This window comes from Neobacillus kokaensis (genome assembly GCF_014656545.1).
Lineage (GTDB): Bacteria > Bacillota > Bacilli > Bacillales > Cytobacillaceae > Neobacillus > Neobacillus kokaensis.
Genome location: NZ_BNDS01000003.1, coordinates 352,628 through 376,546, shown reverse-complemented (window position 1 = coordinate 376,546; position 23,919 = coordinate 352,628). Strand labels below are relative to the sequence as shown.

The 23,919-nt window shown below is 35.9% G+C and carries 24 protein-coding genes; 3 read left to right on the top strand and 21 right to left on the bottom strand.

Annotated features, from left to right (window positions below):
• Nucleotides 1-53 precede the first annotated feature (53 nt).
• The 6 genes from IE222_RS06365 to IE222_RS06340 all read right to left on the bottom strand — a co-directional run bounded on the left by IE222_RS06365 (nucleotide 54) and on the right by IE222_RS06340 (nucleotide 5,906).
• On the bottom strand, nucleotides 54-302 hold the full coding sequence (locus IE222_RS06365) for a biotin/lipoyl attachment domain-containing protein (protein WP_191270897.1): 249 nt from the start codon (nucleotides 300-302) through the stop codon (nucleotides 54-56).
• Nucleotides 303-324: 22 nt separating this feature from the next.
• Nucleotides 325-615: an SAV0927 family protein gene (locus IE222_RS06360; protein ID WP_191270834.1), complete on the bottom strand. Its 291-nt coding sequence runs from the start codon at nucleotides 613-615 to the stop codon at nucleotides 325-327.
• Between the two features lie 23 nt (nucleotides 616-638).
• Nucleotides 639-1,928, bottom strand: a complete 1,290-nt coding sequence (locus tag IE222_RS06355; protein ID WP_191270833.1) for a Glu/Leu/Phe/Val family dehydrogenase — start codon at nucleotides 1,926-1,928, stop codon at nucleotides 639-641.
• Between the two features lie 223 nt (nucleotides 1,929-2,151).
• Nucleotides 2,152-3,489 (bottom strand): APC family permease, encoded by a 1,338-nt coding sequence (locus IE222_RS06350; protein ID WP_191270831.1) that lies wholly within the window; start codon nucleotides 3,487-3,489, stop codon nucleotides 2,152-2,154.
• Nucleotides 3,490-3,615: 126 nt separating this feature from the next.
• Nucleotides 3,616-4,968, bottom strand: coding sequence for an APC family permease (locus tag IE222_RS06345; protein ID WP_191270829.1), 1,353 nt, complete (start codon nucleotides 4,966-4,968; stop codon nucleotides 3,616-3,618).
• A 335-nt stretch (nucleotides 4,969-5,303) separates the two neighbouring features.
• On the bottom strand, nucleotides 5,304-5,906 hold the full coding sequence (locus IE222_RS06340) for a cell wall hydrolase (protein WP_191270895.1): 603 nt from the start codon (nucleotides 5,904-5,906) through the stop codon (nucleotides 5,304-5,306).
• 354 nt (nucleotides 5,907-6,260) lie between these two features.
• On the opposite strand from IE222_RS06340, the gene IE222_RS06335 reads away from it, so the two are divergent.
• Nucleotides 6,261-6,707 carry a Dps family protein gene (locus IE222_RS06335; protein WP_191270827.1) on the top strand — a complete coding sequence of 149 codons (447 nt, stop codon included), beginning with the start codon at nucleotides 6,261-6,263 and terminating at the stop codon, nucleotides 6,705-6,707.
• Nucleotides 6,708-6,852: 145 nt separating this feature from the next.
• Nucleotides 6,853-8,118 (top strand): FAD-dependent oxidoreductase, encoded by a 1,266-nt coding sequence (locus IE222_RS06330; RefSeq protein ID WP_191270825.1) that lies wholly within the window; start codon nucleotides 6,853-6,855, stop codon nucleotides 8,116-8,118.
• Nucleotides 8,119-8,238: 120 nt separating this feature from the next.
• Here IE222_RS06330 and IE222_RS06325 read toward each other — a convergent pair whose 3' ends face one another.
• From IE222_RS06325 to IE222_RS06315, 3 genes are all read right to left on the bottom strand, one after another.
• Nucleotides 8,239-9,564, bottom strand: coding sequence for a uracil/xanthine transporter (locus tag IE222_RS06325; RefSeq protein WP_191270823.1), 1,326 nt, complete (start codon nucleotides 9,562-9,564; stop codon nucleotides 8,239-8,241).
• A gap of 147 nt (nucleotides 9,565-9,711) precedes the next feature.
• Entirely contained in the window at nucleotides 9,712-10,119 is a 408-nt protein-coding gene (locus IE222_RS06320; protein ID WP_191270821.1) for a disulfide oxidoreductase, read from the bottom strand.
• Between the two features lies 1 nt (nucleotide 10,120).
• Complete coding sequence (locus tag IE222_RS06315) at nucleotides 10,121-10,831, bottom strand: DsbA family protein (RefSeq protein WP_191270819.1); 711 nt, start codon at nucleotides 10,829-10,831, stop codon at nucleotides 10,121-10,123.
• 194 nt (nucleotides 10,832-11,025) lie between these two features.
• On the opposite strand from IE222_RS06315, the gene IE222_RS06310 reads away from it, so the two are divergent.
• Complete coding sequence (locus IE222_RS06310) at nucleotides 11,026-12,084, top strand: lactonase family protein (RefSeq protein ID WP_191270817.1); 1,059 nt, start codon at nucleotides 11,026-11,028, stop codon at nucleotides 12,082-12,084.
• A gap of 112 nt (nucleotides 12,085-12,196) precedes the next feature.
• Here the strand turns inward: IE222_RS06310 and IE222_RS06305 are convergent, their stop codons facing one another.
• The 12 genes from IE222_RS06305 to IE222_RS06250 all read right to left on the bottom strand — a co-directional run bounded on the left by IE222_RS06305 (nucleotide 12,197) and on the right by IE222_RS06250 (nucleotide 23,909).
• On the bottom strand, nucleotides 12,197-13,165 hold the full coding sequence (locus IE222_RS06305; protein WP_191270816.1) for an ATP-grasp domain-containing protein: 969 nt from the start codon (nucleotides 13,163-13,165) through the stop codon (nucleotides 12,197-12,199).
• Between the two features lie 64 nt (nucleotides 13,166-13,229).
• A complete protein-coding gene (locus IE222_RS06300; RefSeq protein ID WP_275671441.1) occupies nucleotides 13,230-13,835 on the bottom strand; it encodes a sugar transferase in 606 nt (201 codons plus the stop codon).
• 145 nt (nucleotides 13,836-13,980) lie between these two features.
• Nucleotides 13,981-15,492, bottom strand: coding sequence for a lipopolysaccharide biosynthesis protein (locus IE222_RS06295; RefSeq protein WP_223282592.1), 1,512 nt, complete (start codon nucleotides 15,490-15,492; stop codon nucleotides 13,981-13,983).
• A 1-nt stretch (nucleotide 15,493) separates the two neighbouring features.
• Entirely contained in the window at nucleotides 15,494-16,699 is a 1,206-nt protein-coding gene (locus tag IE222_RS06290; RefSeq protein WP_191270814.1) for a glycosyltransferase family 4 protein, read from the bottom strand.
• Entirely contained in the window at nucleotides 16,696-18,033 is a 1,338-nt protein-coding gene (locus tag IE222_RS06285; RefSeq protein WP_191270812.1) for an O-antigen ligase family protein, read from the bottom strand. The genes IE222_RS06290 and IE222_RS06285 overlap by 4 nt, the downstream gene beginning before the upstream one ends.
• Entirely contained in the window at nucleotides 18,020-19,222 is a 1,203-nt protein-coding gene (locus tag IE222_RS06280) for a glycosyltransferase (RefSeq protein WP_223282591.1), read from the bottom strand. Before IE222_RS06280 ends, IE222_RS06285 begins: the two co-directional genes overlap by 14 nt.
• A 19-nt stretch (nucleotides 19,223-19,241) precedes the next feature.
• On the bottom strand, nucleotides 19,242-20,027 hold the full coding sequence (locus tag IE222_RS06275) for a glycosyltransferase family 2 protein (protein ID WP_191270808.1): 786 nt from the start codon (nucleotides 20,025-20,027) through the stop codon (nucleotides 19,242-19,244).
• A 78-nt stretch (nucleotides 20,028-20,105) separates the two neighbouring features.
• On the bottom strand, nucleotides 20,106-20,876 hold the full coding sequence (locus IE222_RS06270) for a tyrosine-protein phosphatase (protein ID WP_191270806.1): 771 nt from the start codon (nucleotides 20,874-20,876) through the stop codon (nucleotides 20,106-20,108).
• A 27-nt stretch (nucleotides 20,877-20,903) separates the two neighbouring features.
• Nucleotides 20,904-21,593 carry a CpsD/CapB family tyrosine-protein kinase gene (locus tag IE222_RS06265; RefSeq protein WP_191270804.1) on the bottom strand — a complete coding sequence of 230 codons (690 nt, stop codon included), beginning with the start codon at nucleotides 21,591-21,593 and terminating at the stop codon, nucleotides 20,904-20,906.
• On the bottom strand, nucleotides 21,571-22,320 hold the full coding sequence (locus IE222_RS06260) for a YveK family protein (RefSeq protein ID WP_191270803.1): 750 nt from the start codon (nucleotides 22,318-22,320) through the stop codon (nucleotides 21,571-21,573). Before IE222_RS06260 ends, IE222_RS06265 begins: the two co-directional genes overlap by 23 nt.
• Before the next feature lie 39 nt (nucleotides 22,321-22,359).
• The gene (locus IE222_RS06255; RefSeq protein WP_191270801.1) at nucleotides 22,360-22,710 is read right to left on the bottom strand and encodes a helix-turn-helix domain-containing protein; all 351 of its coding nucleotides are present in this window, start codon (nucleotides 22,708-22,710) and stop codon (nucleotides 22,360-22,362) included.
• Between the two features lie 35 nt (nucleotides 22,711-22,745).
• A complete protein-coding gene (locus IE222_RS06250; RefSeq protein WP_275671440.1) occupies nucleotides 22,746-23,909 on the bottom strand; it encodes an aminotransferase class I/II-fold pyridoxal phosphate-dependent enzyme in 1,164 nt (387 codons plus the stop codon).
• Between the last annotated feature and the right edge of the window lie 10 nt (nucleotides 23,910-23,919).

Sequence of the window (23,919 nt, the reverse complement as noted above, 5' to 3'; positions counted from 1 at the left end):
TCTAAAAAAAAGAAGATATGGTCCCATATGCACCACATCTTCCCTTGTGCCAATTAGTCACTGCCTGTAACAAATAAATCCTCTTTTACGTAAGCGAGGACCATTCCTGGAATGACATAATCACCTTCCTGCACCTCAATCGATTCAATTTTTCCGCTCAACGATGTTTGAACCATTTCGAACATGCCATCCTCTTTTCTAATCGTGAACAATGGTTCCCATTCATAAATTCTAGCAGAATGTTTGATTGGAATCTTTTCTACTCTTCCAAAGCAAGGGCTAAGCAGGACTCCAAAATACATGTAATCACCTTCTATCCTCATTTTAATATTGCTCCTGAAAAGGACGTGATTGTAATACCAGTCTAAAGAATTCTTGAAATTCAGGAATATCCTCTTCCTGTATTCCCAGCCTGTCTGCCCAATGGTGAACTTCATAGGTATCGTCTTGACAGAGCAAGACCATTTTCCCTGTCTGAATCGAGGTCACCATTGCTTTTCCAAAAAAGTTTTCTGAATAACCAATCGCTAAATCATAGCGGTGATTATTTGAAATAAGGCAAAAGTAATGTAACAGCTGACGCTCTTTTTGCTCAGATAAAATTTCCAGTTTCATTCATTAATTCCCCCTTGAATGGATTAATATTTCAGCCATCCTCTCAATCTAGAAGCTTCGGCTAATTTTTGAATTCCTTCAATATAGGCGGCAATTTTCATATTGACGTTGTATTTTTTCGCCGTGTTATAGACATTTCCAAAGCTCATATTCATTTTTTCTTTCAGACGGGCATCCACTTCCTGCTCCGTCCAATAAAAGCCTTGATTATTCTGGCACCACTCGAAATAAGAAACAACAACTCCGCCTGAATTTGCTAATATATCAGGGACAACAAGAATATTGCGTTTATCCAATATCTTTAAAGCATCCTTTGTCGTTGGACCATTGGCTGCTTCTATAATGATCTGACATTTTATTTTCTCGGCATTATGCTTATGAATTACCCCGCAAATCGCTGCAGGAATTAAAACATCACATTCTCTTTCTAATAACTCTTGATTCGTAATGGAGTTGTCAAAACGGTTGGATACGATGCCAAAGGAGTCTCTATTTTCCAACAGGTATGGAATATCCAGACCATTTTCATCATATAAACCACCCAATACATCGCCAATGCCAATGACCTTAGCCCCTAAATCATATAAATATTTAGCAAGATAGCTGCCGACATTACCAAAGCCTTGGATGATAATCCGGGTATCTTTTAAAGACATTTTTCGTAAATCACAAACTCGCTGTAATGTATACAATACGCCTTTAGAGGTGGCTGTCTCCCTGCCTTTAGAGCCGCCAAGGGCTATCGGCTTGCCAGTAATGAACCCAGGTGAATCAAATTCACGAATGTGATCATATTCGTCAAGCATCCAAGCCATAATTTGCGAATTCGTATACATATCTGGAGCAGGAATATCCTTAGTAGGTCCGACAATTTGACTGACCGCCCGGACATATCCACGGCTCAACCTTTCAAGCTCATCCTGACTCATTTTCCGGGGATCGCAGATAATCCCGCCTTTGGCACCACCATAAGGAAGATCGGTAATACCACATTTTAGGCTCATCCAGCCAGCCAAAGCCTTTACCTCATTCGCTGTCACATCGGGATGAAAGCGAATTCCTCCTTTTGTTGGCCCGGCAGCATCATTATGTTGGGCACGGTATCCTTGAAAAACCTCGGTTTGTCCGTTATCCATTCGGACCGGAATGCTTACCTCCAAAAATCTCATCGGCTTCTTAAGAACTTCAAATACCTGCTTCGGATAATTCATAATTTCAACCGCTTCCTTGAGCGTTTCCTGAAATTCAAGAAGCGCATTATCCTTTTCTGTTAAAATCTTATCCTTTTTGACATCAAGTGATTTGATAGCCATGATTAACACCTCATTTTTTATTGTTATTAACATAATTAGCAATTTCCGTGCCAACATAAAAAGGTGTTAATTAACTACAATTTTTAGGACCTTCCAATCAAATATTGCAAAAATGACTAGAAACCTTATGAAAAAATGATTATATTATGCAATTTTGAATAAATAATCTGATACTAAAAAAACGCATTCCTTTGAATGCGCTTTCTACTTTATTGACGATGTTCTATCCAACTTCTTCAAAATGATAATCTGTTATTTTTGTTTTAAGAATTTTAGTTTGAAATACCATATATAGAATACCGATCACAATCCAGGCGACCCCGCCAATCAGGGCATCAATATGTAAATTTGTCCACAAAACCCCTGTTAATACCGTACCAATCAGCGGCATAATTAAGTAAGAAAAGATTTCCCTAGCCGTTTTATATTTTTTTAAACGGAATACGAAATGTGCAATTACAGACAAATTAACAAAAGAAAAAGCAATCAGTGCTCCAAAATTGATAATTGAAGTAACGAGTTCTAAACTTGGAGTAATTGCCAGCAATGAAATAATCCCAACAAGGACCACGTTAAAGGCAGGGGTTCGAAATTTTGGATGAACGTATCCAAACAGCTTTCGAGGAAGCACTCCATTCCTCCCCATTACATATAGAAGTCTGGATACACTTGAATGGGATGCCAGTCCTGATGCAGCGGTTGCAGCAAAAGCGCCTGCAATTAGAAACAGCTTAAATAGCGTTCCGCCGACATATAACCCAATTTCAGGAAGTGTATCGTCCGTTACTTTGAAATTTGAAACATCGGGAAAGAGAGCTTGTGCGAAATAACCTGTAATAAAAAAGATTGCCCCGCCAATAAACACCGTAAGCAGGATGGCTTTGGGCATTATTTTTTGATCTACTGCTTCCTCTGCATACATTGTAACAGCATCAAAGCCGATAAAGGAAAAACAAACCACCGTCGCCCCTGTTAATACAGCCCCTAATTGGACATTTGCATGAAAAAGCGGCTCAGTTGTAAAAATAGTTCCTTGCCCCATACCCTGTGATAGCTTAATAAAGGCTAGGGCAATGAAGACTACAATCAAAATTATGGAAAACAAAACAAGCAGTGAGTTTAAATTAGATGTTTTTCCTATCCCCCAAATATTGACTAAAGTTACAATCGCAACATAACTAATGACCCACAGCCAGGCAGGAACACCCGGAAATATCGACTCCATATATAGCCGAATAATTAACGCATTAACCATTGGGAGCAGGATATAGTCAAGCAATGCAGCCCAGCCGACGATAAAGCCCAGGTGCGGACTCATCGTCTCTCTTGTATAAGTATAAGCCGAACCGGCGCTTGGAAAAACTTGTACCATTTTCCCGTAACTAAACGCGGTAAAAAGCATAACGGTTAACGCTGTAATATACGCCAGCGGAACAACACCATTGGTTTCTTTGGATACGATTCCAAAAGTATCAAACGCAATGGTCGGTGTCATATAACCTAATCCAAGGCCAACAATTGCCCATAAGCCAAGTGAACGTTTAAGGGTAACATTCTCCAAATAGTATCAACTCTCCTTTTTTAAAAATTCAATTTATTTACCTGCAAGTTTTATGCCATACTTTTTTCTAGAGGCTCCCCTTTTCAATAAAAAACGGAGGAGCAGGTTACAGCTCCTCCGCTATTTTTAAAGCGATGTATTGCGATCAGCATCTTCGAAAGCAAAATCACCCATTTTGATTTTAAAAAATTTAGTTTGAAAAAGAAGGTAGACAAACCCAACAATAATCCAAATGATTCCTCCGATAAGGGCATCAGCCTGAAGATTAGCCCACAGAATCCCTGTTAAGCCAGCCCCAAGGAGTGGCATTACTAAAAAGGAGAAGATATCTTTCCCTGTTTTATACCTTTTATGGCGGAAGACAAAATAGGAAATAACGGACAAGTTTACGAATGTAAAGGCAATCAATGCACCAAAGTTAATAAACGAAGATATTAATTCTAAGCTCGGAGCGATCGCTAGAAGTGAAACAAAGCCTACGAGTATAACGTTAAAAGCTGGGGTCCGATATTTCGGATGAACATAACCGAAAATCCGTTTTGGGAGGACTCCATTTCGTCCCATTACATAAAGAAGACGGGATACACTGGCATGGGAAGCAAGACCGGATGCAACCGTTGCTGCAAAGGCTCCAGCTAGGAATATAAGCTGGAAAAACTGTCCCCCTACATACAGACCAATTTCCGGGAGCGTATCGTCCGTCACTTTGAAGCCAGAAATATCAGGAAATAATGCTTGGGCAAAATATCCTGCAACGAAAAAGATAGCTCCACCGATAAAGACCGTTAACATAATAGCCCTCGGCAATGTTTTTTGATCAACAGCTTCTTCCGCATACATAGTTACGGCGTCAAAGCCAATAAAAGAGAAGCAAACTACAGTTGCTCCTGTTAGAACTGCACTAAGCTGTACGTTTGAATGAAAAAGCGGTTCCGTCGTAAAAATAGTACCTTGCCCCATGCCTTGGGAAAGCTTTAAAATAGCTAGGACGATAAATGCAGCGATTAACACAAGTTCAAACACAACAAGCAGTGAATTTAAATTCGATGTTTTACCCATGCTCCAAACATTAATAGCAGTAACTGCCGCAACATAGGTCACCACCCAAATCCATGCTGGTACATCAGGAAATACAGAAACCATATAAATCCGAATAATCAGAGCATTGACCATTGGCAGAAGAATATAATCAAGCAATGCTGCCCATCCTACTAAAAAGCCGAGATGCGGACTCATCGTTTCCCTTGTATACGTGTATGCCGAACCAGCGCTTGGAAAAACCTGCACCATTTTCCCATAACTGATTGCCGTAAACAGCATAACAAGCAGTGCAGTAAGATAAGCAAGCGGGACGACTCCATTTGTTTCTTCTGAGACAATTCCAAAAGTATCAAACACGATGGTGGGTGTCATATAGCCTAACCCAAGACCAACAATTGCCCATAACCCTAATGAACGTTTAAGCGTAGTATTGCCCAAATTTATCAGCCCCCTACTTTTCGTTCTTCCACTTGTAAGCCCTTACATTAGATTTGTATATCATCTTTAATTTGCTAATATTATTAGGCTCCTCCTTTCGTTACAAAAAAGTTGACTAACTATTTTAAATAATTGCAATTTCCATGCCAACCAATATAATCTAATTTCATAAAAAATGCCGTTAAAGATTATGTATTTTTGCATAACTTACTCTCATTTGCATAAAAAATGCACCAACAATTTATATACAAAAAAGCAGCGAACATCAAAATCAATGGATTCGCTGCTTTTTTGTATAGAATCTGCGTTTTTTAGCATCCTATAAAATAGATGCATTATTTTGCAAAAACATGGTTCCCAATTTTTACAGTAACCTGACGTGTTGCTACCCACTTGCTTACCGCTGTCTTAGGGTTATAGAAAAATAGGGATCCATTGCCTTGGCCTCTAAATGCAAGTGCTTCATTTACAGCTCTCTTAGAAGCTGCATCTGCTGGTTGATTAATAGCACCATTCATAACTGGTGTAAATGCAAAGTGACCACCAGATTTTTCATAGATTACACCGCGGACTGTGTTTGGGAAATCAGCGCTAGCAACGCGGTTTAGAACAACTGTTGCTACCGCTACTTTTCCGGCATAAGGTTCACCTTTGGCTTCTGCATGAACTAGGCGAGCCATTAAGTCTCTCTCCGCTGCAGTAACTGAAGAATTTGGGATTACTAGAGTTTTACCTGCATAAAGATATGAACTTGTTGCATTGTTGGCTTGCATTAATGATTTTACAGGTACACCAAACTTTACCGCGAGTTTCCAGTATGTTTCACCATATTGAACTTTATGAGTAGTAGTTGCTGCTTCTGTCGTCCCGTTTAATGTGAATGCGGACATTGATAAAATTAATCCGGCTGAAATTAATAGTTTTTTAAATTTATTCATTTGATAACCTCCTAGTTTCGTTCGTCTCTCTACATTCAAGGCTATCAGTTGTAACATACTTAATCATTAGCCAAAAAGTGGTAAGTATAAAAATGAAAGATTCATAGTTAATATGATAACGTTTATCTTGCATTTGGAATTTTTATCCTCGACCATTTTAATTTTAGTATTTTTCCATTAGAGGATAATTAAGGATACTTTATTACAATTTGTTTCAACGCTGTAACATACAGTTTGGAATATAAATGGAAGCGACCTTCACTAATTTGTCATGGATTTCATTGAATCGAGGAAGGATATCCATCGATGATTAGGTAATTATAAAAGAGAAAACAAAAAAGGAGGTTTTTTAAGATGAGCAATCAGTTAGTTGATGTTCTAAATAAACAAATCGCCAATTGGTCTGTCCTGTATATGAAATTACATAACTACCACTGGTATGTGAAAGGTGAACAATTCTTTACATTGCACGCTAAATTTGAGGAATTTTACAATGAGGCTGGAACCCATGTGGATGAATTAGCTGAACGCTTGCTGGCAATCGGTGGAAGCCCAGTAGCCACCATGAAAGAGTGTCTTGAAATTTCTTCTATTCAAGAAGCTACTGGAAATGAAGCAGCAAGTGAAATGGTTCAGTCTGTCATCAATGATTTCTCAATCATTATTGGCGAATTAAAGGAAGGCATGAGCTTTTCTGCAGAACAAAATGATGAAACGACAGGCGACATGCTTCTTGCCATTCATTCAGGATTAGAAAAACATGTATGGATGCTGACAGCGTTTCTTGGAAAAGCAATATAATAGAAGAAAATCATTAAGGAGCCCAACTATACCCAGTTGGGCTTTTTATATCGAATTAAATTAGAATTATTATTAAAAAGGTTTGACTTTTATATAGTAATTATATTACTATTAATAATAAGAAGAGGATTAGGAGGTTTTAAAAATGACCCAACCCGAAATTATTGTATATAGCAGTACAGGCTGCCCCTATTGTGAAAAGGTTAAGACATACTTGAAAGAAAACGGCTTTGAATATGAAGAGCGTAACGCTTCTATACATAAGGAATATTTTGACCAATTGAAAGAACGTAAAATTTACGGAACTCCTGCTACATTGATTAACGGAAAACTCGTGCTAGGCTTCCAGGAGAAAAAATTCATCAAGCTTCTTGGCCTTTCAGAGGAAGCTAAGCCAGCTGCTGCCTCCCAGCCGACAAACAACGAAGAAACTGCCGATTCTATTTTTAAACCAGTAACCGACGGAGTCCTTGAAGAAGTTTATGATTTTGTTGCAATTGGAGGTGGTCCCGCTGGTGCATCTGCTGCTGTTTATGCAGCCCGCGGCAAGATGAAAACTCTTGTTATTGATAAAGCACCTAAAGCAGGCACTCTCGCCATTACTCATAAAATCGCCAACTATCCAGGTGTTCGTGAAGAGTTGACCGGACTTGAACTGTTAATGAGAATGCAAGCGCAAGCAAAGGATTTCGGTGCAGAATTTGTTCGCTCAAACGTTCTATCAGTTGATTTTTCCGAGGAAATTAAAAAGATTGAGGTTGCGGAAGGAACAATTAAAGCCAAAAGCGTCTTTATTGCAGTGGGCGCCAAAGCTCCATCAAGCAAAATTAAGGGCGAAGAAGAATACACCGGCCGCGGCGTAAGCTATTGTTCTACCTGTGATGCTGCTTTCTATCAAGATCAAGTTGTAGCCGTAATGGGTGATAACGAGGAGGCGGTTCATGAGGCTGAAACACTTGCAAAGTATTGTAAAACAGTAAAATTGTTAATACCAACTGTAGAACTAAAAGGCGAAGTTGACCTTTCTATATTAGAAGCTAAATCAAATGTTGAAATCTATAAACGCCACCGCATCAGAGATATTCAAGGAACTGATAGTGTTGAAAAAATTGTAGTGCTTAATGATAAAAAAGAAGAAGAAATTTGGTCGGTCGACGGCGTATTCCTATACCTTGGCGGCCTGAAACCAGGAACAGAATTTTTAAAAGGCGCTGTAATGCGAGATGAGGAAGGCTATGTCATGGTGGATGAAAATCTTCGGACAAGCGTTGACGGTGTGTATGCCGGCGGTGATGCCCGTAGAACATTGGTTAAACAAGCAGTCATTTCTGCCGCTGATGGCGCAATCGCCGCTCTTGGAGCAGAGCAGCATGTTAATAAACGAAAAACATTAAGACCGCAATATAGCTAAACATTAAGAGCTTCCCTTAGTTAAAGAGGGAAGCTCTTTTTAGTTGCGACAATTGGAGAGCGATTCGACAGTTAGTGCTCGTTATTCGATAATTAACACCTAATCGACAGTAATCGCATGCTATCCAATATTTCTGCTTTTTACTTTTTTTGCGGTTTCTATTTGCTCCACCTTAGACCAGTTAATCGTATTTTCCAGCACAATTGCTAGAATGATCCCCATTAATAATCCACTGCTTATCAGCGGCCTGACAAGCATAGGAATAGAACTGAACATTTCAGCCGGAATGTTCATTATGGCAATTCCTAATAAGACAGGACCAGCAATTCGATAGATTGTTTTTGGTGAAAAACGAATCCCTTCTAAGTTGTTAAGTGCCCCGCTAAATAATTGTAAATATGCAACAAATAACACTGCATCCCCCACACTGATAGGCAAAGTGGAAAACAGATGGCTGAAGGAAGGCACTAAGCCTAGAATCATAAACATGACAGCGCCAATAATCAACGGCAGCCGCTCAAATATTAGAGTTGATTGTAAAAAGCCCAGCGACGATATATACGGCGCATAAGGAACCATCCCAAATAGACCAGAAAAAACGGAATTAATTCCAGTCAATACAAATGACTTGCGATACTGCTTATCAGACGTTGTTGTTTGAAGCAGCGGCTCAACCCCTTTAACCGCTGCGATGGTATTCGTTGTGTTCACTAATCCTGTAATAACAGCCATAATGATAAGACCAAGGCTAAATGTCGGTGTCCCCCATGGAAAAAGATTAAATAATTTTACTGTAACTTGTTCATCTGCCGCAGCAGACGGAAAAAATAGTACGTAAATAATCCAGCCTATAACGATTCCAATCAGTATGGAAAAATTTCGAATTGCCTTTGGCCCCTTTATATTAATCCAGATTGTTAAAAGGATTAAAAATATTGATAAACTGGAGGTAGGAATATGTATTTTATTTTCTGTAGCAAGTCCCAGCATTCCTTTTGTAAAAATAATGATTAATTGGGATGCGAGTAAAAACAACACGGTACTCATGACAACCGGAGTAAATAAACGCTTCAAGAAATTCCCCATTCCAAGTGCCCCCAGAATTGTGACTAACACCCCTGAACAGATTATCCCGACTGCGAGCCCTCCGCCAAGTTCATTTACACTGATTCCAGCTGAAGCTGCAGACGCACTAAGGCTAAGAATCGCTCCCCACCATAAACCTGACTGTCCTTCCATCAGCGGATACCGGTGTCCGAAAACAGCTTGCAAAATACAAGCAGCACCTGTATAAATAAATGACCTTTGCAGTGCACTGACAACTTCGACGGAAGATAAATCAAATGCATCCCCGATTGTCAAGGGAATAACCACAGTATTTGCAAACATAAAAAACAGCCACTGCAGCCCTGCTAAGAACTGGGTGGTCTTAGATAATGAATTCATGGCCTCTCCTCTAGTTTTATGGTTGTTTTTGATTTCTACGTTACACTATTTGTTCACTGTTTTAAAGGGGAATATTGACTCTTCTTTATTCCGAAAATAAAAAACACCACAGCGTCTTTTAGACTGTGGTATTTTTCAAGAAAGGTGCTATTCTTTATTTTTCCGAGCTAAAATTACCATACAAATTGTGATAATTGCAAATGCAACAAACGCTAACAATGGAATGGTAATAAAACCAAACCAGTTAATATAATCTTTTGAGCAAGGCACGCCTGTTGTACACATCTCAAACTGCTTTAATGCAGGAACCTTTTGCAGCAATATATGATATCCACTAATCAACAGGCCAATGATTGAAATGGGGAGAACATACATATTAATACTAGTATCATTGCGGTAAACAGCCATCCCTAAAATAATCGCCAGCGGATACATAAGGATTCGCTGATACCAGCAAAGTGTACATGGGATAAAATGCATGACCTCGCTAAAATACAGGCTTCCGAGTGTTGCGATAATAGCGGCAATCCAAGATAGCAGCAGGGATTTGTTCATATTACTTCTCCTTTGCCGCTTTTTTTACCATTTCTTTCAAGTCATCCATCGTTTTTCCTGTAAACATCTTTCCATTTACAAACATCGTCGGTGTTCCGGTTACCCCAAGTTGTTTAACATAATCCATATCCTTTTGCCAAGCTGCCATCGATTTTTCTCCTTGGAAGTTTTTCACTACCTTGTCTACTTCTTGATCGCTGGCAACTTCTTTTAATGTATCGGTCAAGAATTTTTCTGTGAAAAGATCAATTTTCTCATATTTCGTATCTTCTGGCTGTTTTTGATATAAAAGTTCGTGGAATTTCCAAAACATATCATTTCCAAGCTCTTGATAAACGGCTTCAGCAAATTGAGCGGAACGTACTGAATCAATGTTAATAAACGAATAATTCATAAAGTAAAATTTTGCTTTTCCCGTATCCACTAGCTCTTTTTGAATATATGGTACGGCATTATGGGTGAACTCCTTACAAATTGGGCATTTGTAATCACCAAATTCAATAATAGAAACCGGTGCATCTTTATCCCCAATAAACGGCTGATTCGAATAATCGATTTCATTTGTTTTCGTCGTTGCTTCATCCTTCTTGTCGGTTTGATTGCTTAAAAAAATAAACGCCAATAAGCAGACAGCCACTAACCCAATCATCCAAAAAACAAATTTTGATGAAGAATTAGCTGCTTGCTTTGAATTTTTCTTCTTATTTGCCATATCCAAGCTCCTTTTAAAAGATCTAATATGTACTACAAAATTTTGTCTCAGATAGTTTAAATATTACCTATCTCCGAAAATATTGCAAATAAAAGGTTCTTACTTTCAAAATTGAATATTGCAAGGCTATTTTTTTATAAAATCCCGCAGGTTTGATAAAATATAACAAACAATATCTTGAGGAGAATGAAATCATGCCAGAAAACAACAAATTCAAAGGCTTTATCGGAACCTACACAAAAGGAGAAAGCCAAGGGATTTATTCCTTTACTTTAAGTACCGAAGAGGAGAAAATCGAAGATATCCACGTTGCAGCCGAGTTAGGAAACCCTACTTATTTAGCGATCAGCCAAGACAACCGCTATCTATATTCGGTTGTAAAAGATGGGAAAAATGGAGGTTTAGCCTCATTTTCCATTGGACAAACCGGTGAATTACTAAAAATGAATCAGCAAATGTCGCCAGGTGCATCTCCGTGCTATGTAAGTGTAGACAGTCAGAATAGATATGTATTCAGCGCCAATTACCACAAAGGATTAGTAGAATCACATCTTCTTAACCCTAAAGACGGATCTGTCCTGCCGGCAGCTTCTACGATGAAGCATGAAGGCCGTGGTCCAGACCCTAGGCAGGACCAACCGCGGTCCCATTATGCCGAACTAACCCCAGATGAAAAATATCTTGCGGTTGTTGAACTGGGAATTGATGCATTAATTACATATAAGGTAGCTGAGGATGCTACATTGACCAAGGTTAAGCTGTTACCGTTAAAAGCCGGCAGCGGTCCGCGTCATTTAGTCTTTCATCCAAATAAGAGATTTGCGTATATTATGACCGAATTCAGTTCAGAAGTAATCGCGCTGGACTACAACGAAGAAAATGGTCATTTTATTGAGAAACAATATATTTCTACTCTTCCCGAAGACTTTAAGGATAACAGCCAAGGCAGTGCTATTCATATTTCTTCGGATGGCCGGTTTATTTATGCCGGAAACCGCGGCCATAACAGCATTGCCGTTTTCAGTGTGAATCAAACGACAGGAGAACTTAACCTAGTTGAAATCGTTTCTTCAGAAGGGGACTGGCCGAGGGATTTTCAATTGGATCCAACTGAAAAGTTTATGGTCGGTTCTAACCAGGAATCAGGGAATCTTGTGTTATATAGAAGGGATGAGGAGTCGGGAAGGCTTACATTGATTGATTCTAATATTGCGGTTCCTTATCCGGTTTGTATAAAATTTCTTCATGTATAAGGATTTTGATTGGTTTTTACAAGTGAATAAAAGCAACAGGATAAGCTTAAGCTTATCCTGTTGGGTTAGTCATTTTACTTCCTTTTCCATTTTTCCAAGTAGTTCTGAGAGATCATAGAACTAAATAACAATCGTACCTAACCATTATTTTATCTTCTGTATATTCCCCCAAATATTTCTCATTCGGTGGATTAGAGATTCCTTTTAAGTTATTAATAATACTTTTTATGAAATTTTGCCCCATTTGATGTGCATATGGATATCCCCCTCCGAACCTTGGGTTAATTTCGGAAATAATATATCCATCTTTAGTCCTAAAAAAGTCAATATCTACTGGCCCGCTAGGTTGTAAAGCGTTGATTAACTTATATGTTAGTTCATTTAATTTAGGATCTTTAATTGCAATTGATTTATCTGTTTCCCCATAACGCATATTGATCTTTCGTTTACTAGATAGATTCGTAATTTCGTTGTTTATCAAGTCAATATAGCATTCTACGCAAAACTCAGTTCCATCGATATAAGGCTGAGCTATAAAGTTATTATGTTTCTCCCAAATCATTTGAAGTTCGTAAAAGTTTGTTATCTTTTGTATACCTACACTACCGCTTCCATTTTTCGGTTTTATAATTAAAGGAAAACTTAGTTTACCATCTTTTAAATCTTGCTTAATTTTATCGAAATTTATATATGTGGGCACCGAAGGTAAATTATTCTCTTGTAAAAACTTATATGTCAAATATTTGTCGTAGGCTATTTCTACAATATGTTTATCGGAGACAATGATGTGAATATTTTCCTTTCCAAATTCACCCTTTAATCCTGCTAATAATACTAATTCAGGATCTATTAGTGACAAAACGCCATTAATTTTATATTTTTTACATAAACTTTTAATTATTGAAAAATATTCTGGGTGTTCAATCCGTGGAACGATTTCATAGCCATCCGCATGATACAGCGCTGATGCAGTTGGATCACAATCTACCGCAATTACTTTACCGCCAATTTTATTAAACTCCTCCCTAAAATAATTTATCAATTGAACCCTTCTGCCAACGCTGCAAATAAGTATATTCACTTATTACTCCCCCTTGTAACGAATTAGTTTGTATATACTCACATTTATACAAAAAAATTTTAGTCTAGCATTCTCTTCCTTTGTTGGTTCCCGTAAAATTTGGCATCGAAGCATGGCCTTCTTGATTTATTCCTTCAGATTTTATAACCTTTTTAAAAGTCATTACTAATATTTTAAAATCTAAAAGGACTGACCTATTCTCAACATACCATACATCTAACTCAAACCTTTTTTCCCAACTTATCATATTTCTTCCATTTACTTGTGCCCATCCCGTTATACCCGGTTTAACATCATGTCGCTTTGCTTGAAATGGAGTATATAATGAAAGATATTCCATTTTTAATGGTCTTGGGCCTACTAGACTAATGTCTCCCCTTATAACATTTATTAGCTGAGGTAGTTCATCTAAACTATATTTACGAAGATAACTGCCAAAGGAAGTTAGCCTTAAATGTTCCGGTAATAATTCACCATAGCTATCTCGCTCATCCGTCATTGTCCGAAATTTATAAATTACGAAAGGTTTTCCATGTAATCCTGGACGAACTTGTTTAAAAAGAACTGGAGACCCCAATCTTCTCCTAATAAGAATTGCGATCAAGAAAATAATCGGTCCAAAGATAATCAAAGCACAGAAGGCTATTATAAAATCAATAAATCTTTTAATTGGTATTCACCTACCGTTCTTATGTCAAACGTTATGCTGTCTGCTTATAATTAATATGTGCTAATTTTTTATGACATTACAAAGACAATAGAATTTTTAATTAATATCGATTTTTGTTCGCATTCAGTATCATAAATTAATACATTTAATAATTTAAATCCTTATCATTAAATCTTTTAGTCTTGATTCTTTTTAATATCGGTGCAATTAACTCCCAGATTATATATATCTCTTGAACCTTGGCAATCATACAAATCCCTAAATAAACTACAAATCCAATGATTATTTGAAAAATAAGTGTAAAAAAATTACCTATAGGTGCATAGATCCCAAATAGGTAAACGATTACTCCCATAAAAATAGAAATTATATAAAAAAACAAAAGATCTTTAATCTGTTCAATTAAAGAATAAGAAACCTCTTTACCGGAAAAAAAACTAGTTATTAAAAACCCTATATAGGAATCTATTACACATACCCCAATTAAACCCAAAATGCCGAAATCTAAATAAACTGCAACTGTAATTAATATAGTCAAAATTACTCTCTTTACAATATTTAACTTTAAATATAAATCCGATTTCCCTTTTACTTGAAAAATATTTAAATTAATTGCGTTTAAAGGGTATAACATACCCGCAAAACATAAAAGTTGAAAATAAACTACCATAGGCTTCCACCGTTCCCCAAATATTAAAAGAATGAGTGGCTGGGCAATAGCAGCTAATCCGACCATAAAAGGAAAATTTATAAAATTTGTAGTCTTAATGATTCTTTTAAAGCCGTATTTAAGCCTTTCTTCATTATCTTGAATGCTGCTAAGAACAGGATAAGTAACGCGCAGGATTGCTGATGCTATAGAATCGGAGACTACCTCGTTCAATTTAACAGCATTTGTGTAATACCCCAGTTGTACAGCAGTATGCATTCTACCTATTAAAATAAAATAAATATTAGAATAGATAGTAGAAATCAACCCAGAGAACATTATTTTCCATCCGAATCCAAATAATCTTTTAAACGATTCGTATTTAAATACAATTGATGGCTTCCACTTTCTATACTTCCATGTTAGTCCTGATTGCATTATTTGTAAGGACAAAATTTTCACAACAAGACTCCAAACCCCGAAACCAAGTATTGCGAAAATGATTGCAGCTGTGCCTGAAAAAAGCCCAGCTATAATATTTATTTTAGTCTGAGTCTTAAAATCAAATTCTTTTATAAGTTGAGTTTTTTGAATTATGCTTATTGAACTAATAACAAGCGTTAGAGAAAGAATTCTTAATATCCAGATAATCCTTGGCTCATTAAAAAAAGCCCCAATCATGGGAGCAGAAACAAAGAGTAAACCGTACATTACTAATGAAATAATTAAATTAAAAAAAAATGCAGTGGAATAATCAGATTGACACACATCTTGTTCACGAATTAAAGCTTGAGTTATCCCTCCATCAATAATGCAATAAGAGATTGAAATAAGTACCAAAATCATACCCAATACCCCAAAGTATTCAGGAAGCAATAATCGTGCTAAAATAATTTGGATTGAAAATTGAATGCCTTGGTTTGCTATTAAATCTCCAAAAGTCCAGAATAAACCTTTAATAGTTTTTTGCTTTAGTGAGGTATCTTTTGAATTTATTATACCTCTCACCTCATTTATCAATAGATATTAAATCGAGTATCCTTTGGTAAGTTATATGTCTATCAAATTTTTCCTCTGCCAATTTTCTATTGTTTCTCCCCATTTCCTTCCTAATTTCAACTTCATTGTATAAAAATTGGATTTTCTCCGATAAATCTTTCGAATTGTTATTTCTGCAATTTATTCCAGCGTAATACTTGTCTATTAAATTCTGATACTCTTGACATTCTTGAGTATTAATTACAGCTAAACCGGCTGCCGCATAATCACTTACTTTATTAATTATGCTTGCAGCAGCCCCTCTGGTAATAGGATTAACAGCTATGTCACACTTAACTAAAATCTCGACCATTTTTGAATAATCTAACATTCCTGTGAATTCACAGGGAATTCCCTTCTGCATTGCATACATTTGAAAATCTTTTTTAAGGGGCCCATCTCCCATTACAATAAATTTTAAATTTCTATAACCCTTTGACCTTAAAATACTAAATGCATCAATTACGCTTGTTAAATCATAACTATGTCCTAAAGTCCCGATATAAGCAATCCATATTTCGTTTTTAGGCTTAACAACTTTGCTCTCTTCAGCAAACTTATCAAAATTGGAAAGTTCCGTTCCTAGGAATACACTTAACCCTTTTTTACACTTTTTATTAACATCTAACGCTCTTTTAACATATGTTTCAGAAACAGCTACTATATGATTAGCTGCACTATAAATAAAGTTTGCTTTCCTATTCATCGGTAAAAAAATTATTTTGCTAATAATCGGAGTGTTAAATACCATATTAAATGCCTCTGGCCAAATATCTTGAATATCAATTACAAATTTCACCTTATTCCGAATTGCATACTTTGCTGCAATATACGAAGCGTCTAAAGAAGGAACAGCACAGTAAATAATATCGGGTTTTTTCCTTTCGTTCAAATAGACACCCAGGTTCCTACCAAATAGATAATGACTAAAAAGGCGCCGAAGTGATACATTTTTACAATAACCAATTTCATCCAGTAGTGTGAATTTATATTTATTTTGTTTTAAATGTTCCTCGTTATATTTCCTATGCTTTTTTGTAGCATGAGAAAAGCTTGTCGTTACAATTTCTACTTTGTATCCATTATTTTCTAACATTTCTGCAAGATATACAAAACGTCCGTTCCCTTTTTCTCCAGGCATTTGACTGAAGTGTGCAACAATTAATATATCTTTCATATCACTCGTCCCCCATTTGGTATTCCAGCTAAATAATTTCTTGCCAGTAGTACCAAGACAGTTAGATAGAAAAACTCATCAAAAAATAGCATTTCTAATGATAACCATGGTAGAAAAAAAGAAAATACTAAAATTAATAAGTAGTATTTTTCAAAAATCCCAAGCTTGATTTTGTTAGAAATTATTGAATAAACCATTCCACACCATAAAATACCTATAATTGTTCCAAGTATACCCACCTGATATAATATTTGGACAAAAGTGTTATGTGAACTGCTTCCATTTAAGTATTCAGGTGTAAGCCCTATCCCCCAAAATAAGCCTTTAATGCTCGAAAAAAGATACTCTAAATACATAACCACTAAATCGATTCTTCCAGTAGTCAATGTCTGGGTATCGGAAACCATTCCGAATCTAATAAAATATAAATTTAATTGTTTAGAAAATAAATTATTTGCAGAAATTACTACCAGAACTAAAAAAAAAGTCAAAATCGTTCTGAGTTTATTGAAAATATCTCCTTTTTCAATAAGAAAACAAAGCACCCACACTAAAGCCATTAAAACAATACAGAATATAAACATCTTTGATACTGATAACATACCAAAATACAATAACGCCATAATCATAACAATTTGTAATGAAGCCCATTTCTTTTGAGAGGTCTTTCTAAGAGTAATGATAAGAGAAGCAATTGACACAAGAATGTGTACTGAATAAAAATTTGCATCGCCATAAAAGCCGCTCAATCTAATTAAACCTACTCTTTTCCACTCATATATATTTATATATTCAAGCATATGTGGAAAATTTGTCAGTATTTTTGCCGAAATGGCAGCACCTAAAACGCCTGTAGTTAAAAACAAAATACACGTTTCAAAGTCTATTTCGTCCTTATATTTTCTAAAGTAAATTGGAATGAAGAAAATCATCATAATAAAAAACAAATATGTCGGTTCATAAGAAGCTCCGTTTAACAATTTCACAAAAAGAGTATAAACAGTTAATAATAGTGGAAAAAAGATGTTTGAAATCTCAAATTTTGTTTTTTTAATACAACCATTTAATAAAATTTGTATAAAGACTACGGGAACAATAAGTGTAAAAAGGGTATGACTCCCCGGATTCATTTTTAAAATTGGAGACCAAGGAAGATAAAATAACATTATTGGTAAAAAATATTTTTTTTTTGAAAACAGAGTTATTCCCGAAAATAATAGCAAGCTTCCCAATAACAAAAATTGATGATTGAATGCGTGACCAATTGAAAGGAACAATGCATTTATTAAATTTATAGCTAATAACGGTATATTGAATTTCTTAACTAAAATCATTTTTAAATGGCTCCTCGGAAATCAACTTAAAAAATTGATCAACAGCTATTTCATTTGAGTATATTTGTTTATTTAGGTAATCTTTGCATCTCAAAATAAAAAAAGAGTCTTCAAGGACTCTTTTTAATGCGTTATATATTTCTTCTTCACTATTTCCACATACGATCCCTTCATAATTATCTTTAACCATTTCATTTGCTGAAGTTGTATTCGTAGTAATTATTGGGACACCTAATGACTTTGCCTCATTAAATACCATTGGCGCAGCTTCATGATTTGAAGGCAAAAGGAAAATGTCAGCATTTTTAATATAGCGATATGGATTTTCCTGATTTCCATATAAAATAACATTTTCCGAAATCTTAGCCATTTGAATATGTTTTTCAATTTCACTTCTTTGCGCACCATCTCCTATTATATGCCAGCATATATTATATTTTTCATCTACAAGTCTCTTGATGACATTAATTGCTCTTAAAATGCCTTTTTCCTCAGATAACCGTGCAACAGTTACAATGTTTAAACCTCCCTTAGAATATTCAACAGGATTTATATCAGCCTTAACCTTATATTCAGAAAACTCGTTACAGTTATAAACACAATAGGTTTTAGATTCTAATTCAGGAATTGCTTTAATAAAACTTTCTCGGCAACCTTCCGAAACCGCTGCTATTCGATCAAAATGATTATACACTTCTCTATTTCGGGCTGTATTTCCTCCGTAATTTAAAAAATCACAATGTACAAAGGTAATTTTTTGTTTTGCATTTACTCTTTTAAGGACGAACTCATTACATCCACCATAAAATGTTTTTTCATGAGCATTGTGTAAAAAAGAAATAGCAATATCAAACCCGTGAATCCTGCGCTGAGTGGAACAAAGAATCGTTAATGGAAATTGATTCCCAAAAAATTTCGTATAAACAACCAATACAGCCCTAATAAAAAAGTATATTAACCCCAAAGATTTGGTTTGCTTTTGGGACAAACCTAGTAACATTATTAAGGGCGGTCCGGTCATTACTTTTACTGCTGGTGGTATATACTTCCTATATTCTCCGCAATCACTAAATAGATATAGAGTAATATCATAATCATCTTTTATTTGATTAATCAAATTCACCAGTGAACGTTGAACTCCTCCTACAGAAAGATTATTATTTACAATTAGAATCCTTTTCCTTACCATATTAAGCCCCTTCTTCAAATTACATAAAATAATTATTCCGTCCATCATTCATATACTTTATTGCTTTTATTAATCCCATTTCATGTTTGAACATTTTATACCTTCTTATAGCAAATTGTAAAATTAATAAACGAGACATTTTTTTTGAAAGAGTTGCAAAAAAAATACCTTTATCAAAAAAATACTTTTTATTGTACCCCTTAAACCAAGTGGAACTTTCTTGACTCACAGTCCCTATAACAGCAGGATTAGTAAAAACTTTGAGTCCCTTTCTAAGACATTCAAAAAGAAATAATGTATCCTCGCCAGAACTATACTTTGCCCCTCCGCCAAATAATAAAGAGAAAAAAATATTAGCTTTTATTATACTTTCTCTTTTAAATGCAATATTAACTGCTCCATATCGCATAAAATTAAAGTAATTAACCGAAGTACATTTTTTAATTTCAACAGGACCACTTCTATCGGTATTTAAGCTGCGAACATTAAAAATAATTAAATCAGCATTAGGATTTTGTTCGAACGCATTTAAAATAATATTTATATAATCTTTGTGGTAAACTACATCATCATCAGCTAAAATACAAATATCTGCCATCGCTCTCATTAATGCAGTATTTCTACTTAACCCAATACCTCTCTCATTAAATGAGTACATTTTGACATGTTTTTTGTTATCATTTATTTCAATATAATCATTAAAATTACTTTGGTTTATGATAATTGCATCTCCAAAAATATTCATTTTTTCCACAATTGACATATCCCTTTGATTCATGGTAGATACTAAAACCTCAATTTTCATTTTAATCTCCTTTATTAGCAACTTAAAAGATATAATCCCCCTAAATAACTATAGAAGATATTGATGATCAACTATTTTTTACAACCAATAAAAACCTAATATTTTTTTCACCATAGAAGAAGGTACCTCTCTAATAACAGTTTGCCCGCTTAACAGCAATTCTGCATTTTCCCTGAAATAATAAGTGCAATTAATTCCAAATTTCTTGGTAATAGCCTCATATGCTCTATGCAATGTGAAGCCGCGTGAACTAGTGTTGTGGGCATCTGTGGCGATAAAATGTGCTAAATTATGTTCAATTATTTTTTCGGAAAAGGCTTTAATTTTTTTGCCGAAATGACCAATAATACTACCCGAAGTAATCTGGATTAATGCCCCTCCCTGAACCATTTCAAAAAGGAGATTGTGATCCTCAAGCAATCTCTTATTTCTTTCTGGGTGGACAATAATCGGTGTGATTCCTTTAAGCAGCAGCTCATATATAACATCATGGGTGTAATTTGGGACTTCACTCGAAGGAAGTTCTAGTAATAAAAACTTACCTTTATTATCAAGTGTCACGACCTCTTCAATTTCAATAGAATGAAATATTTCTCGATGCAGTCTTAATTCCTGGCCCGGATGTATTGTTAAGGGGATTTTCTCATTCGATAAATACTGGTTAAGCTCGTTTACCCTTTCTAAAATAACAATCTTTGAATTTTCAAATTGTCCATTCATATGATGAGGCGTAGCAAATAAATCGGTAATACCTGCGTCAACTGCTGCAACAGCCATTTTTAAACAATCATCCATTTTTTTAGGGCCATCATCAAGATTCGGAAGGATATGACAATGGATATCAATCATATGTACGCCCCCTCCCCTTTTTACAATTTAGCCATAGTGGCCATAATAATCCTTCTGTTTATAGTCCACACCATTTACGACTACACCAAGCAGCAAAGAGTTTGCTTTTTCTAGAAAATCCTTTGCTTTCATTGCCCGATCCTTCTTCGTTTTCCCGCTGGCTATGACCATGACTACGCCATCACACTTACTTGCCATTACTTGCGAATCCGTCACAACAAGAATTGGAGGGGTGTCAAAAATAACGTAGTCATACAATCCTTTTAGGTCCTCTATTATTAATTCCATAGCATTTGAATTTAATAGTTCGGAAGGATTTGGTGGTAAGGGACCACTTGTTAATAGATCTAAATTGGCAACATACGTTTTGGTAATGGCCTGTTCTAGATTGATATCCTTTGTTAGGATATTGGTCAACCCATAGATATTGCTCACCTTAAAGGCGAAATGTACAGTTGGCTTTCTTAAATCAGTATCCACCAGTAATACTTTTTTCCCTTGCTGTGCCAGAATGATAGACAAATTAGCAGATGTTGTTGATTTCCCTTCTGATGGATCTGGTGAGGTAATAACAATTGTTTTGATATCTTTATCCACTGAAGAAAAGTGTAAATTATTCCTGATCAGCCGATATTGTTCAGTAATTGGTGATCTTGTATTAAAATTTGTAATTAAACTTACTGCTTTTTTATTTTTATTTCTCAACCGACGAGACATACGTTTCCCCCCCCATTGTTTGTGCTAAGGTATCACTTCTATCCTTTTTATTAGCTTTTGACATTTTTTGAACTGATCCTAGTATAGGAAGACCAAGGAATGCTGTCGCATCCTGTTCATTCTTTAATGTACTATCCATAAGTTCTAGCAAGAGCGCCAGGCCCATACCGCTCATAAATCCAATTACAATAGCAATTAAAATATTTAATAACGGATTAGGCTTAACTGGAATTGGATTCTCCTTTAATTCAGCCCTCGCAAGTATACTTACATTATCAACATTCATGATCCCTTTAATTTCTTGTTGAAAAGTTTCCGAAAGAGCATTAACAATTTTTACTACCTTTTCAGCATCATGATTTTCAACTACTAAGGTAAAAACCTGTGAATTTTCTTTATTGGTAACCATAATACTTTTAGTCAGTTCATCTACATTTTCAGTCAGATCAAGTCTGTTTATTACCTTTTCTAAAATAACAGGACTATTAATAATGTCAGTATATGTGCTGATTAAATCTACATTACTTTGCAGCATAGTAAGATCCAATTGGTTTTCCGTATTTTTTTGACTAACAAGGATTTGCGTCTTAGCCTGGTAAACAGGTTTCAATAAATAAAAGGTAATTGCCGCACTGATTAACCCGGCACCAATAATGAAGAGACTAATTAATTTCCAGCGTTTCATAAGAATCTTAAATATATCTATTAAACTGACCGTACTCTCCATAATTTCCTCCAAATTTTATTTCCTGATAAAATGGGGCCGTTATCTTCCCTGCTCCTCATTCTGGTTCTTCCACTTAATAAACTCAATCAAGGTTTTATATTGCTTTAATTGCTCCTTCTCCACCCCTATGTCTTTTAATTCATAGATAAACTGAGCCCATTCCTCATCGATATAAAGATGTGAATTTTGATCTGTTCCTTTCTTTAACAATGTCATCAAATCGACATCCAGCACTTTGGCAATTCGTTTCATAATGGCGAGAGAAGGATTCTTGTTCAAACTACGCTCCATATTGCTAAGATATGATTTAGATATATTTGTCTTCTCTGCTAATTCAGATAAGGTGTAACCCTTTTGTTTTCGTATTTCTGCTATTCTTTCTCCAATCATCTGAGTCCCTCTTTAAATTCAGACATTTTTTCGTTTTATCCAGTTCCTAGTGAATTTCTTATACATTGAATCACTCTCATTTGATCATCCCTTGTCATATTGGATCCTGATGGTAAACAAATCCCTGTTTGAAAAAGCTTTTCAGAGATGTTTTCGTTACCGTTATGCAGGTAGTACTTACACTGTTCAAACAGCGGCTGAAGATGAAGCGGTTTCCACACATGCCTAGCTTCAATATTCTCTGATTCTAGTACCTCGAGTACTTTAGCCGCAGTTAAACCGGCGGTCTCTTCATGGATGGTTAAGGCGGTCAGCCATCTGTTTGAAAACGTTTGTGGCATCTCCGGCATAAAAGAAATAGCAGAAATATCGGCTAATTCTTCTTGATATCTGTTGAAGATCGTCCTTCTAGCCATCACTCTCTCATCCAAAACCTTAAGCTGTCCTCTGCCGATTCCAGCTAAAATATTACTCATACGATAGTTAAATCCAAGCTTGCTATGCTGATAATAGGGTGCTAAATCCTTAGCTTGAGTTGCTAAGAAACGGGCCTTGTTCAATGCTTCAACATTATTGGAAATAAGCATCCCACCGCCAGAAGTTGTGATGATTTTGTTGCCGTTAAACGAATAGATGCCAAACTCCCCAAAAGTCCCGCTTGCCTTTCCCTTATACAATGCACCGAGGGATTCCGCGGCATCTTCAATAATCGGCACATTATACTGATTACAAATGGAAACTAATTCTTCCATTCTGGCTGATTGGCCATAGAGGTTAACAATAATGACGGCTTTAGGCAGCCTGCCTGCAGCAGATGCATCCAGAAAGGCACATTCCAGTGCGGAAGGTGACATATTCCAAGTTTCAGGCTCAGAGTCAATGAAAACAGGCTCCGCTCCTTGATAAAGAATAGGATTTGCGGAGGCCACAAAGGTTAGACTTGAACAAAAAACAAGATCTCCTTTTTTTACCCCTAATAATAAAAGTGCCAAATGAATCGCAGCTGTTCCCGAACTGACCGCAACTGCTCCATTGATGCCCGTCAACTCGGCTAAATCACTTTCAAAAGCATCTACATTAGGACCTAATGGGGCAATCCAATTTGTTTCGATTGCTTCATTAATATAGTGCATTTCCCTTCCGCTCATATGGGGAGGGGAAAGAAGAATCCTCTTTTCCACGGTTGTTTGTGGCAACATCTTCACCTCC

Bases quoted from the DNA above. Each gene is read 5' to 3' on its own strand.
- IE222_RS06365 (WP_191270897.1), bottom strand. From the start codon at position 302: ATGTATTTTGGAGTCCTGCTTAGCCCTTGCTTTGGAAGAGTAGAAAAG.
- IE222_RS06360 (WP_191270834.1), bottom strand. From the start codon at position 615: ATGAAACTGGAAATTTTATCTGAGCAAAAAGAGCGTCAGCTGTTACAT.
- IE222_RS06355 (WP_191270833.1), bottom strand. From the start codon at position 1,928: ATGGCTATCAAATCACTTGATGTCAAAAAGGATAAGATTTTAACAGAA.
- IE222_RS06340 (WP_191270895.1), bottom strand. From the start codon at position 5,906: ATGAATAAATTTAAAAAACTATTAATTTCAGCCGGATTAATTTTATCA.
- IE222_RS06335 (WP_191270827.1), top strand. From the start codon at position 6,261: ATGAGCAATCAGTTAGTTGATGTTCTAAATAAACAAATCGCCAATTGG.
- IE222_RS06330 (WP_191270825.1), top strand. From the start codon at position 6,853: ATGACCCAACCCGAAATTATTGTATATAGCAGTACAGGCTGCCCCTAT.
- IE222_RS06325 (WP_191270823.1), bottom strand. From the start codon at position 9,564: ATGAATTCATTATCTAAGACCACCCAGTTCTTAGCAGGGCTGCAGTGG.
- IE222_RS06320 (WP_191270821.1), bottom strand. From the start codon at position 10,119: ATGAACAAATCCCTGCTGCTATCTTGGATTGCCGCTATTATCGCAACA.
- IE222_RS06315 (WP_191270819.1), bottom strand. From the start codon at position 10,831: ATGGCAAATAAGAAGAAAAATTCAAAGCAAGCAGCTAATTCTTCATCA.
- IE222_RS06310 (WP_191270817.1), top strand. From the start codon at position 11,026: ATGCCAGAAAACAACAAATTCAAAGGCTTTATCGGAACCTACACAAAA.
- IE222_RS06290 (WP_191270814.1), bottom strand. From the start codon at position 16,699: ATGAAAGATATATTAATTGTTGCACACTTCAGTCAAATGCCTGGAGAA.
- IE222_RS06285 (WP_191270812.1), bottom strand. From the start codon at position 18,033: ATGATTTTAGTTAAGAAATTCAATATACCGTTATTAGCTATAAATTTA.
- IE222_RS06280 (WP_223282591.1), bottom strand. From the start codon at position 19,222: ATGGTAAGGAAAAGGATTCTAATTGTAAATAATAATCTTTCTGTAGGA.
- IE222_RS06275 (WP_191270808.1), bottom strand. From the start codon at position 20,027: ATGAAAATTGAGGTTTTAGTATCTACCATGAATCAAAGGGATATGTCA.
- IE222_RS06270 (WP_191270806.1), bottom strand. From the start codon at position 20,876: ATGATTGATATCCATTGTCATATCCTTCCGAATCTTGATGATGGCCCT.
- IE222_RS06265 (WP_191270804.1), bottom strand. From the start codon at position 21,593: ATGTCTCGTCGGTTGAGAAATAAAAATAAAAAAGCAGTAAGTTTAATT.
- IE222_RS06260 (WP_191270803.1), bottom strand. From the start codon at position 22,320: ATGGAGAGTACGGTCAGTTTAATAGATATATTTAAGATTCTTATGAAA.
- IE222_RS06255 (WP_191270801.1), bottom strand. From the start codon at position 22,710: ATGATTGGAGAAAGAATAGCAGAAATACGAAAACAAAAGGGTTACACC.
- IE222_RS06250 (WP_275671440.1), bottom strand. From the start codon at position 23,909: ATGTTGCCACAAACAACCGTGGAAAAGAGGATTCTTCTTTCCCCTCCC.